The sequence below is a fragment of the Methanomassiliicoccales archaeon genome (assembly GCA_014361295.1).
Classification (GTDB): domain Archaea; phylum Thermoplasmatota; class Thermoplasmata; order Methanomassiliicoccales; family JACIVX01; genus JACIVX01.
Map to the genome: position 1 here is coordinate 1 of JACIVX010000010.1, position 10,969 is coordinate 10,969.

At 57.1% G+C, this 10,969-nt stretch carries 8 protein-coding genes; 5 read left to right on the forward strand and 3 right to left on the reverse strand.

Going from position 1 to position 10,969, the window contains the following annotated elements; genetic code table 11:
* From H5T41_09955 to H5T41_09975, 5 genes are all read left to right on the forward strand, one after another.
* On the forward strand, positions 1–1,649 hold a 1,649-nt coding region (locus tag H5T41_09955), incomplete at its 5' end, for an aldehyde:ferredoxin oxidoreductase (GenBank protein MBC7109086.1).
* Positions 1,650–1,942: 293 nt separating this feature from the next.
* Positions 1,943–4,840, forward strand: coding sequence for a site-specific DNA-methyltransferase (locus H5T41_09960; protein ID MBC7109087.1), 2,898 nt, complete (start codon positions 1,943–1,945; stop codon positions 4,838–4,840).
* 4 nt (positions 4,841–4,844) lie between these two features.
* Positions 4,845–5,282 (forward strand): hypothetical protein, encoded by a 438-nt coding sequence (locus H5T41_09965; protein MBC7109088.1) that lies wholly within the window; start codon positions 4,845–4,847, stop codon positions 5,280–5,282.
* Complete coding sequence (locus H5T41_09970; protein ID MBC7109089.1) at positions 5,279–5,986, forward strand: hypothetical protein; 708 nt, start codon at positions 5,279–5,281, stop codon at positions 5,984–5,986. Before H5T41_09965 ends, H5T41_09970 begins: the two co-directional genes overlap by 4 nt.
* Positions 5,970–8,747, forward strand: coding sequence for a DEAD/DEAH box helicase family protein (locus tag H5T41_09975; protein MBC7109090.1), 2,778 nt, complete (start codon positions 5,970–5,972; stop codon positions 8,745–8,747). Before H5T41_09970 ends, H5T41_09975 begins: the two co-directional genes overlap by 17 nt.
* A gap of 144 nt (positions 8,748–8,891) precedes the next feature.
* Here H5T41_09975 and H5T41_09980 read toward each other — a convergent pair whose 3' ends face one another.
* The 3 genes from H5T41_09980 to H5T41_09990 form a co-directional block, all read right to left on the reverse strand.
* Entirely contained in the window at positions 8,892–10,157 is a 1,266-nt protein-coding gene (locus H5T41_09980) for a histidine--tRNA ligase (GenBank protein ID MBC7109091.1), read from the reverse strand.
* On the reverse strand, positions 10,154–10,621 hold the full coding sequence (locus tag H5T41_09985) for a 6,7-dimethyl-8-ribityllumazine synthase (GenBank protein MBC7109092.1): 468 nt from the start codon (positions 10,619–10,621) through the stop codon (positions 10,154–10,156). Before H5T41_09985 ends, H5T41_09980 begins: the two co-directional genes overlap by 4 nt.
* A gap of 9 nt (positions 10,622–10,630) precedes the next feature.
* Positions 10,631–10,969, reverse strand: a 339-nt coding sequence (locus tag H5T41_09990) for a GTP cyclohydrolase II (GenBank protein ID MBC7109093.1), incomplete at its 5' end; no start/stop codon positions are given.

The following is a 10,969-nucleotide window of genomic DNA, read 5'->3' on the forward strand; positions in this document are numbered from 1 at the left end:
CCTTCCGTTCTCCCCTTACGGGCGGCCTTTGCCGGTCCATGGCCGGCGCATGGATCGGGGTGGCGTTGCGCAAAGCTGGTTTCGATGCCCTCGTTATCCGCGGGCAAAGTAGAGAACCCGTTGTCCTGGTGATCGAGGACGGAAAAGCTCGTCTGGATAGCGGCCGGGATCTTTGGGGTCTTGATACCCGCGCCACCCGCAAGGCTCTCCAGGAGCGCTACGGCGAGGGGATCCGCACTGCGGTGATTGGCCCGGCGGGAGAAAAGCTTTCTTGGATTGCCACCATCGAGTGCGATGGCCGCCAGGCCGGCCGGGGCGGAGGCGGCGCGGTCCTTGGGGCCAAGAAACTCAAGGCCGTCGTGGTCAAGGGCACCGGCGAGATCCCCATGGCCGATCCGGAAAAGGTGAAGGAGCTCATCCGCCACTGGAACGAGATCATCCGTAAACACCCGGTGACGGAAGCCGATATGAAGTACGGCTCCGGGGAGTTCCTGGACTGGATGAACCGGGTCTCCGGTACTTTCCCCTCCCGCAACTGGCAGTGGGGCTTTTTCAAAAGTGCCTACGAGAGGGCTAAGGAGGGGAAGATTGAGCTCGACCCCTACTATTGGGCGCCAAAATATTCCAAGCGCAACGTGGCCTGCCCCTTCTGCACCAAACCCTGCGGCCAGCTCTTCGTGGTGGAGGGAGGGAAATACGGGCCCATCGAGGTGGACGGTCCGGAGTACGAGACCCTTTATTCCCTGGGCGGCGCGCCGGAGATCGCCGAGATCGAGGCCGTGGCCAAGGCCAACGAGATCTGTGACCTCCTTGGAATCGACACAATCTCCGCGGGCCTCACCGTGTCCTGGGCCATGGAGGCCGTGGAGCGCGGCTACCTCAGCCCGGCGGACCTGGATGGGATCAACCTTCGCTTCGGGAACGCTGAGGCCATGCTGAAAGTTTTGGAGAAGATGGGCCGGAGGGAGGGAAAGGTCGGGGAGCTTCTCGCGAACGGCTCCCGCGCCGCCGCGAAAAAACTCGGAAAAGGGGAGGAGTTCGCCATCCACATCAAGGGCATGGAGCTTCCCGCCTACGATATTCGCGGCTCCAAGGGTGTGGCCCTGGCGTTTGCCGTGGCCTTCCGGGGCGGCGATCACCTCACGGCCGGGGTCTACGGAACCGAATACGGCGGCTCCTGGTGGAAGTTCGAGGCCGTGGATCGCCGCAAACTTATGGGCAAAGGTTTTGAGGTGAAGATCCACGAGGACCTCATGGCCCTCTACGATGCCCTGGGCGTGTGCAAGTTCTCCCGGCACATCTTCTTCCTGGAAGCCTTTCCGGACATGGTGGCCGCGCAAACGGGTCTTTCCCTCACCATGGCCGAGCTCCTCACCGTGGGCGAGCGCATCTATAACCTGGCGCGGGCGTTCAATGTTCGCGAGGGTTTCTCCCGAAAGGACGATCATCTTCCGCACCGGGTCATGGCTGAGCCCATTCCCGAAGGGCCCTCTGTCGGGGATCGCGTGAGCTACGAGGAGCTTCAAAAGCTTCTGGATGACTACTACGAGGCGCGGGGCTGGAGCCGGGAGGGGATCCCCCTCAAGGCCCGCCTCGTTTCCCTGGATCTTCCGGAGGTGGCGGAGGCCGTGGGCGCCAAAGGTGTCTAGCCGGCGCGGTCTTCCTCTGCCTTTCCATCCCCTCCCGTTCAGGGAGGGGATTTTTTTGCGATTTCCGTGGGAGGGGTTTATGGCGGAGGTTTCTTTCCAGCCGTTTTCGAGGCCAATCTTTTCCGGTTTTCCGGGCTTTCTTAAGGGGCACGCTGGCCTTTGTCCGCCCCTCCTTCACGCTCCCGCTGCCTGACCAGATTTTCTGTTGCCTCGATTGGAAGGTGTTTGCCTGCCCTCCGCGATTTTCCTATACTTTCTTTTGTCGAACACGGCAAGAGCAAGTGGGGGTAAACATGCCGGGGAGGAAGCGAGCGGGGAAGTCAGCCCAAGGTGCTGATGATTTTCGGTATCCTGAAGTTAAGCGCAAAAACAATCCGCCTGCGGGGATAGCTCCAACTTACGAGGTGCGAGAGCGCAAGATCCAAACCTATGCTTATGATCCCCACTTGGATCCGCAACTGGTGTGGGCGGGCAAAGCCGAGCACACCAGTTTTGAGGTGGACGTTGTTTCGCTCCACATTCATGAGTACATCTCCACCAAAGCCATCCTGCGCGCCGTCCGCCGCCCCGAACCAATCCAGTTCGATCTCTTCGGCGAAACACCCCTCCCTGCCGATCAGCAGATAGAGTTCTACAAGCACGAGGTCGGCTGGACCAACCGCCTGATCTTGGGCGATTCGCTTCTCGTGATGAACTCACTTCTTGTCAAGGAGGGCATGGCGGGCAAGGTGCAGATGATTTACATGGACCCGCCCTACGGCATCAAGTACTCCAGCAACTTCCAGCCGCGCATTGACCGCCGCGACGTGAAGGACACGGACGAAGACCTCACCCACGAGCCGGAGCAGATCAAGGCCTACCGCGACACCTGGACGCTGGGCATTCACTCCTACCTGACCTACCTGCGCGACCGTCTGCTCTTAGCGCGGGAACTCCTCACCGAGAGCGGCTCCATCTTCGTCCAGATTAACGACGAGAACCTGCACCTGGTGCGGTGTGTGTTGGATGAGGTGTTCGGAAGGGAGAATTTTGTGGGGGTGATCCCTTTCCGTAAGAAAACGATGCCTCTGGGAACCAGCAAAGGTATTGAGCAGATGGACGACTTTTTGTTGTGGTATGCCAAGACTAAGGAGCAGTTGAAGTATCGTCAGCTTTTCATCCCTCAGTCGACTGAAGGCAATACACTTTACAAGTTTTGGGAGGATAGCGGATACTCCCGTGCTAAGATGACTGATGAACAAATAAGAAACTATTCTCTACTGCCAGTACGTGCGCGTCCGTTTAGGCTTAAGTCATTAATGCCTTCTGGTACGAACCGAAGTGGCTTATTTACATTTGTATTCCGTGGCAAAGAGGTGAAGCCACCTAAGAACGGATGGGCTACGGACAGAGAAGGAATGCACCGGCTATTGCATTCTGAAAGGTTGGAGTTTAGTGGCGAGACACTAAATTATGTGCTGTTTGCAGACGATTACCCTGTGACACCGCTTACAGCTCCTTGGCAGGATACGACAGGACCCTCCGAAAGAATCTTCGCGGTACAAACCGGTGAAAAGGTCATCGAACGCTGCATCCTGATGACTACCGACCCGGGCGACCTGGTCTTCGACCCGACCTGCGGCTCAGGCACCACCGCCTGGTGCGCCGAGAAGTGGGGGCGGCGCTGGATCACCTGCGATACCAGCCGCGTGGCCCTGGCCATCGCCCGCCAGCGTCTGATGACGGCAAAGTTCGACTACTACGAACTCAAAGACCCCGAGCGCGGCCCCGCCGGCGGCTTCATCTACGAGACCGTTCCCCACATCACCTTGGAGAGCATCGCCAAGAACACCGAAATTGATGCCATCGCCGAAAAGTACAACCCTCAGATTGAAGTGGCCTTGCAAGAACTCAATAGAGCATTGGGCAAGGACTGGAAAGAGTGGGAAGTGCCACGCGAGGTGCCCCATCCTGTCTGGTCAGAGAAGGCACAGAAGGCTTATTGGCGGCTTTTGGAGATTCGGCAAAGCCTTGAGCCCGAAGCGAAAAAAGAAGCAGAGCGCTTGCTGGAAACCATCTATCAGGAGACGGGACACCGATGGAAGTTAAACGAAATTCCCGAACCTGTGCCTGCCAGCGATTGGTCTGAGCCAGCAAAAGAGGCGTTGCGCCGATTCTGGGAATTAAAGCGCCAAAAGCGAAAAGAGATTGACGAGAGCATCAAGCGCAATGCCCCGCAAGAGGTGCTCTATGACCGACCCAAAGTGGTCAAGGGCGTGGTTCGGGTGTCGGGACCGTTCACCGTAGAGGCAATCCCCGTGCCGACGGTAGAAGACCCGACACAGGCACCTATCCCGCAATTTGAGGCGCAGGAAGTTGGCGAGCGCATTGCCGACCGAGGGGGCGACTGTCTCACCACGATGGTCAACCTCTTGAAGCAGCAAGGCGGTGTCCTTTTCCCTGGCGGCAAGCGCTTGGAACTCCAAAACCTGCGCCCATTGAACTTAGGCTATCTCCATGCCGAGGCCGAAGCGCAGCAGAATGGCAAAACTTTGCGGGTAGCGATCAGTTTCGGTCCGCAACACGGACCCGTGACGGCTTATCAGGTTCAAGAGGCCATCCCGACCGCAAAGATGAATGGCTACAACATCCTCATTTTCGCCGGCTTTGCCTTTGACCCTGAGGCGCAGGCGCTCATCCAGAAGACGCCGGTGGCAGGGCTTCAGGTGCATCTCGCCAACATTGCCCCCGATGTGCTGGTGGGGGATCTGCTTAAGACCACGCGGGCAAGCCAAATCTTCACCGTATTTGGTCAGCCCGATGTGCGCGTGCAACGGCAGGAAGACGGCACTTTCGTCGTGGAGTTGCGCGGTGTGGACATCTACGACCCGCTCACAGGTGAGGTGCAATCAAGCTCGGGCAAGGATGTGGCGGCTTGGTTTTTGGACACTGACCACGACGGCAAGACCTTCCACATCTGTCAAGCCTTCTTCCCCGGCGACCCCGATGCATGGGAGAAACTCCAACGTGCCCTCAAGGCCACCATCCCCGAGGAAGCCTTTGAACAAATGCGCGGCACCGTCTCCTTCCCCTTCAAACCCGGCGAGCACAACCGCATCGCCGTCAAAGTCATAGACTTTCGGGGAAACGAGGTGGTGCGGGTGCAAGCCCTTAGCCGAGCTGAGTATCAGCCAGCCACTAAGGAGGCGTAGAGGAATGGCACTTTCCAAGAGGGATTGGATATTGTTGATACTGAAGATGATGCCTCTGGACAGAATTCGTCTTATGAAGGCGCTATTTCTTCTCTGGAACAGGTCGGGTAGGAACATCCCAGGATACTTTGAGTTTGTGCCCTACCTTTATGGTCCGTGCAGTTTTGAGGTGTATTCTGTGCTTGCTGATATGTCTAGGCAGGGGCTTATTGTCCAGCCTCCTCACCCAACACGGCAGTGGGCTAAATACTATCTGACAGAGCGTGGGAAAGTCGCTGCGGAAGAAGCGATGAGAACCGTTGACTTGAATACACAGGCGTTACTCAAACAGGTGGTTCAGGAAGTCTCGCAACTCGGTTTCTACGAACTCTTGCGGAGAGTGTATGATGAAGCACCTGAATTTGCAGTGAACTCGATTATAGGAGGGCTTTTCAAACAATGACACTTATTTTGGTTATCCCGGCAACGGATGGCATTGTTATGGCTTCTGATGGTCAAGTTACGGCCGGCATGATTCGGAGACGAGGGAAAAAAATAAAGAAACTGAACGAATCCTGCTTATGGAGTGCGTCTGGTGAGTTGGCACTTATCCAAAGAGTTGAGGAAGGAATAGCTAATGCATCATTTGAACACGAACAGCCACTTCAAAACTTGAGGGACTATTTAGCAGGACTTGTGCGGCAGAGTGTAACAACACTGCTTCAGATGGATTTTAGAACGCAATTTTTTCATAACGATCCTGAAATGCTGCTTAAACTCCATCCCGGTGACTTTGTCTTCGCCGAATATCGTGATAGCCCTCGTATTCTTCATATTGCGGTTAATGGAACACCCGAATGGATAGACGTTCCTTTCGCCTCCGGAGTTGGAGCGCCTTTTGCTTACGCCTTGTTACAGAAATACGAAGGCATGCCTCTGGATATCTCTAAGGCCAGTTTACTTGCCTTTAAAGTAATTGAGGAGGCGATTGAGGTCGGTGCATATGGTTTAGGGCCGCCTATTGATGTTTGGCAGATTACGCAACGGGGCATTAAGAACCTTTCCGAGGATGAAATAGCTGTCTTGGAAGATTCTTCCCGTACACTTCGGGACGCAGAAATTGAACTTTTCTCCTCAAAGGGGGTACCTGATGAGTATTGCCGTTGACAACCCCATCATCAACTCGCCGTTTGAGGAGCCCACGCGGTGGTGGGCTTATGAAGCGGGACAGCCTGTGTTGAAGGAGGGACGGCGGCCTTCCGGCTATTACCTGAAAGCGCGAACGCGCGGCCCCCAGGCGGCGCTTCTAGAGGAAGAGTTTGTACCGCTAGAGACGGTCAACATCATTCGGCAGCGAGTCAAAGAATGGCGGGAGCGAGGCTATCCGGGCGTCACGCCCATCACCCGCCAACTCCTGAATCACTGGAACAATCCCGAGCGGGAGCGCAAACTTTTCTTCTGCCAGCGCGAAGCCGCCGAAACCCTTATTTGGCTCATAGAAGCCTCCCCCGCCGAAAAACAAGGCATCCATATCCCAAAAGACAATGGGCTTACCCGCTACGCCTGTAAGATGGCAACGGGCAGCGGCAAAACAGTCGTCATGGGCATGGTCATCGCTTGGCAGGTGCTGAACAAACTTGCCAATCCCCAAGACCGCCGCTTTTCCGATGCCGTGCTTGTGGTCTGCCCGAACCTGACCATCAAAGAACGCCTGCAGGTGCTTCTGCCCTGGAAGCCGAATAACTACTACGAGAAATTCGACCTTGTGCCGCGCGGGATGCTGGAGCGGTTGCAGCAGGGCAGGTTTCAAATCACCAACTGGCATCTCTTCCAGCCCAAAGACGACAGCCGCTCGCGTAGCGTTGTCCAGCGTGGTGTGGAAAGCGACGCTGCTTTCTGTCGCCGCGTGTTGAAAGAGTTGGGCAACAAACAAAACATTCTTGTCATCAACGACGAAGCCCATCACGCCTATCGCCCTGCCCCTTTGCCCGATGAGGTGCGGAAGAGGCTTTCCCCCGAAGAAAAAGAGGAGCTCGAAGAGGCAACCGTCTGGGTCAGCGGTTTGGACAAAATCAATGCAGTACGAGGCATAAACTTCTGCGCAGATTTTTCGGCAACTCCTTTCCACATCAAGGGCAGTGGTTATGACGAAGGCACGCCTTTTCCGTGGATCGTCTCCGATTTTGGGTTGGTGGATGCTATTGAATCGGGCATCGTGAAAATCCCGCGTGTGCCGGTGGACGACGACACGGGCGCACTTATTCCCAAATACTTCCGTCTGTGGGAGCACATCAATCAGCAACTCCCTGCTTCCGAGCGCCAAACGGCGCGTCGCCGTGCCAAGCCTGAATCCGTGCTCCGGGAGGCAGAAGGGGCGCTCGCCACTTTGGCTTCTGAATGGAAGAAAACCTTTGAATCCTTCCAGGAAGCAGGTTCGCCCGTGCCACCGGTCTTGATTGTCGTTTGTGACAATACCGACCTTGCCAAAGTTGTTCACGAGTACATCGCCAAAGGGAATGTGTTGCCCGAGTTGCAGAATCGTGATGGCGAGGAAGTGACCCTACGTATTGACACGAAACTGCTCAAAGAAGCTGAAAGCGCTGTGGAGGGGGAGACCAAGGAGCAAGCTGCCGAGCGCCTACGCAAAACGGTGGACACCGTTGGGAAAACCGAATGGGAAGGCAAGGGCGATCCGCCCGGCAAAAACATTCGGTGCGTGGTCTCGGTGGGGATGCTCAATGAAGGATGGGATGCACAGAATGTGACGCAGATCCTGGGCTTGCGTGCCTTCACCTCGCAACTTTTATGCGAGCAAGTGGTGGGGCGGGGGTTGCGCCGCCTCAACTACGATGATTTCTCCGAACCCGAATATGTTGACGTTTACGGCGTGCCCTTTGAGGTGATTCCCGTCAAGAAGAAGCCCGTTAGCCGAACCGAGGTGCAGAAGGTTTCCACCCTCGTGCGGGCGCTCCCGGAGCGCAAGCATTTGGAAATCACCTTTCCTCGCGTGGAAGGCTATGTCTTTGATGTGCACCAGCGGATTCGGGTGAATTGGGAAGGCGTGCCTTACCTGAAGATCGATCCTTCTATCGAGCCGACGGAAGTGACCGTCAAGCCCGCTGTCGGCTACCGCATCGGACGCCCCGACCGACTTGGTCCCGGCGGTGAGGTACTGCATGACCGCAATCCTTTCCATCGGGAGAAACGGCTTCAAGCCAGCGTCTATGAGATTGCCGCTGAGATCACCCAGCGACTCAAGAGCAAGCGGGAGGAATTTAGCGCGCGGCACATTCTTTTCCCGCAGGTGCTTAACATCGTGTGGGAGTATCTGGAAAAGCGGGTGGTTGTCACGGGCGAGACCCCGCTGGAGGAGGTCGCCCTTCTCAAATACAAACAGCGAATCATTGAGCGTTTGACTGAGGCAATTGAGCCAGACACGGAAGCGGGCGAACCTCCGATCCTGCCTGTGATTGAGCGCTTCCGTCCCATCGGTTCCACATCAGAGGTGCTCTTTCGCACCGTACGACCCTGTGTGGGGACAACCAAAAGCCATATTAGCCATGTTGTGCTGGATGCACCGACCTGGGAGCACTCGGTTGCCTATCAACTGGAACGCATCCCTGAAGTCATTGCTTATGCCAAAAACGACCATCTGGATTTCACCATCCCTTACGAATGGCAGGGTGTTCAACACGAATATCGCCCCGATTACTTGATTCGGTTGCGGACCCCTGAGGGTGGGGAAATCAAGGTGATCTTGGAAGTGAAGGGATTTGAGACCGACCAAGATCGGCAGAAAGAGGCCGCAGCCCATCGCTGGGTGCGGGCTGTAAACCACCACGGCGGATTCGGAACGTGGAGGTTCTGTGTATGCCATGATGTCCGCAATGTCCGGGCAATTCTTCAGCAGGCCCTGAGCAGAGGATAACCCCCTGTGTGGAAGCCAGGCTTAGCGAGCGCGCGTTTGCCCAAGAATCTGCCAGCCTAGGCTCTCTGGGCATCTATATGCTGATGCCTTCTCCCCAACCCTCCCAAAGGACAAGCCAGAGAAAACGATTTTTACCAAGCCGAACTAAAGGAGAAAAGCGCGGGGGTTGGCCAAGAAATCCGAGATAGGGAGGAGAGTACTCTCGCCGGAGCTTAGGTTCTTCAAGGTGACCTGATTTTGGGAGAGCTCGTCTGGGCCGAGGATGAGGGCGTAGCGGGCCCGTCGAGCGGCCACGCTCATGACTTTGCGGAGCGACCGCCCCATATAATCGAGGTCCGCGGCCACTCCCTTCCGCCGAAGATGGGCCAGGAGCTCCAATGCCTTCCTCTTCCCTTCCTCCCCAATTGGGACCACAAACAAGTCCAGATCGGGGTTCTCAGGGTTTAGGGGCGCGCGTTGGGACAAAACCAGCACCAATCGCTCAAATCCCCCGGCGAACCCCACGCCTGGTGTGGGCGGGCCGCCCAAAAGCTCCACGAGATCGTCATAACGTCCTCCGCCCAAAAGAGCATCCTGGGCCCCAAGCTCCCTAGAGCAAAGTTCGAACACGGTCCGCGTGTAGTAATCGAGCCCCCGCACAAGCCGCGCATCGAGCTCATAGGAAAGCCCAAGATCCCGGAGGATGGAAAGGAGCTCCTCGAAGTGTTTGCGGCACTTTTCACAGAGGTAATCCAGGCTCTTTGGGGCCTGGGCGATGGCTCCCTGGCACTGGGCTTCCTTGCAGTCCAGGATGCGCAGGGGATTCTCCTCGAGTCGCCGTTGGCAATCCGGGCAAAGCTCTTCCTTTTTGGTAGAAAAATAGGAGCGCAAAGCCTCCCGATATTGGGGCCGATCCTCCCGGCAGCCGATAGAGTTGAGGCGGAGGAAAAGCCCTTCCCGGGAAAGCCCCACCCGCTCCATGAGGTGCCATGCCAGATCGATGACCTCCGCATCCAGGGCGGGATCCAGCGAGCCCAAGGCCTCCACCCCATATTGGTGGAACTGCCGCTGCCTTCCTTTTTGTGGCTTTTCGTAGCGGAACATGGGCCCGATGTAGTAGAGCTTGGTCAAATCTCCTTTGGCGTAGAGCCCATGCTCGATATAGGCCCGCACCACCGAGGCCGTGGCCTCCGGACGAAGAGCGAGCATCTGCCCCTTTTTGTCGGGGAAGACGTACATCTCTTTGTGCACGATGTCCGTGGCCGTACCCACCCCGCGGGAGAAGAGCTCCGCCAACTCCAAAATGGGCGGCCGGATCTCTTTGTAGCCGTAGAGGGCGAAAAGGCTGCGGATCTCCTCCTCGAGTTTCTGCCAAAGGGTAGCTTCCTCGGGGAGGATATCGCGCATGCCCCGGACGCTTTCCACCCTCATTTTCTGAGCTCCCGTTCGAGGTTGAGGATCTCCACGAGGGCCTCGGCAGCCTGGGCTCCTTTGTTCCCGGCTTTTCCTCCGGCCCGCTCCAGGGCTTGGTCGAAGGTGTCGGCGGTGAGGACCCCGAAGGTCACGGGAACTGGCCCCTCCAAGGCGAGCTTGGCTAGCCCTTTGGCCACCTCGCTGGCGATGTACTCGAAATGCGGAGTTTCTCCCCGCACCACCGCCGCCAGGGCCACCACCCCGTCCACTTTTCCGCTTTCCGCCACAATGCGCACGGCCCTAGGGAGCTCAAACGCGCCGGGAACCCAGAGGACCACCATGTCCTCATCCCGCACGCCCAGCCGCCTGAGCCGATCCTGGGCCCCGGCCAAAAGCTCCCGCGTCACTAGCTCGTTGAATCGGGAGACTACGAGGCCTACCCGCAGCCCCCGGCCATCCAGTCTTCCCTCAAACACCGGCATATTCCCTCCTTACACGCTGCGAAGCTCATGCCCGAGCTTTTCCTTTTTGGCCCGCAAATACCGCTGATTGTAGGGATTCGGCTCAATCTCGATGGGGATGCGTTCCACGATCTCCAGGCCATAGCCGGAGAGGGCGGCAATTTTCTTGGGATTGTTAGTGAGGAGCCGGATCTTTCGCACCCCCAGGTCCACAAGGATTTGTGCGCCGATCCCGTAATCCCGGAGGTCCGGAGGATAACCGAGCCGAAGATTGGCCTCGACGGTATCAAGGCCCTGGTCCTGAAGGTGATAGGCGCAAACTTTGTTGAGAAGTCCGATTCCCCGGCCCTCGTGCTGGCGCATGTAGAG

Coding starts and splice junctions, on each gene's coding strand:
- H5T41_09970 (MBC7109089.1), top strand. CDS start 5,279: ATGACACTTATTTTGGTTATCCCGGCAACGGATGGCATTGTTATGGCT.
- H5T41_09975 (MBC7109090.1), top strand. CDS start 5,970: ATGAGTATTGCCGTTGACAACCCCATCATCAACTCGCCGTTTGAGGAG.
- H5T41_09965 (MBC7109088.1), top strand. CDS start 4,845: ATGGCACTTTCCAAGAGGGATTGGATATTGTTGATACTGAAGATGATG.
- H5T41_09980 (MBC7109091.1), bottom strand. CDS start 10,157: ATGAGGGTGGAAAGCGTCCGGGGCATGCGCGATATCCTCCCCGAGGAA.
- H5T41_09985 (MBC7109092.1), bottom strand. CDS start 10,621: ATGCCGGTGTTTGAGGGAAGACTGGATGGCCGGGGGCTGCGGGTAGGC.
- H5T41_09960 (MBC7109087.1), top strand. CDS start 1,943: ATGCCGGGGAGGAAGCGAGCGGGGAAGTCAGCCCAAGGTGCTGATGAT.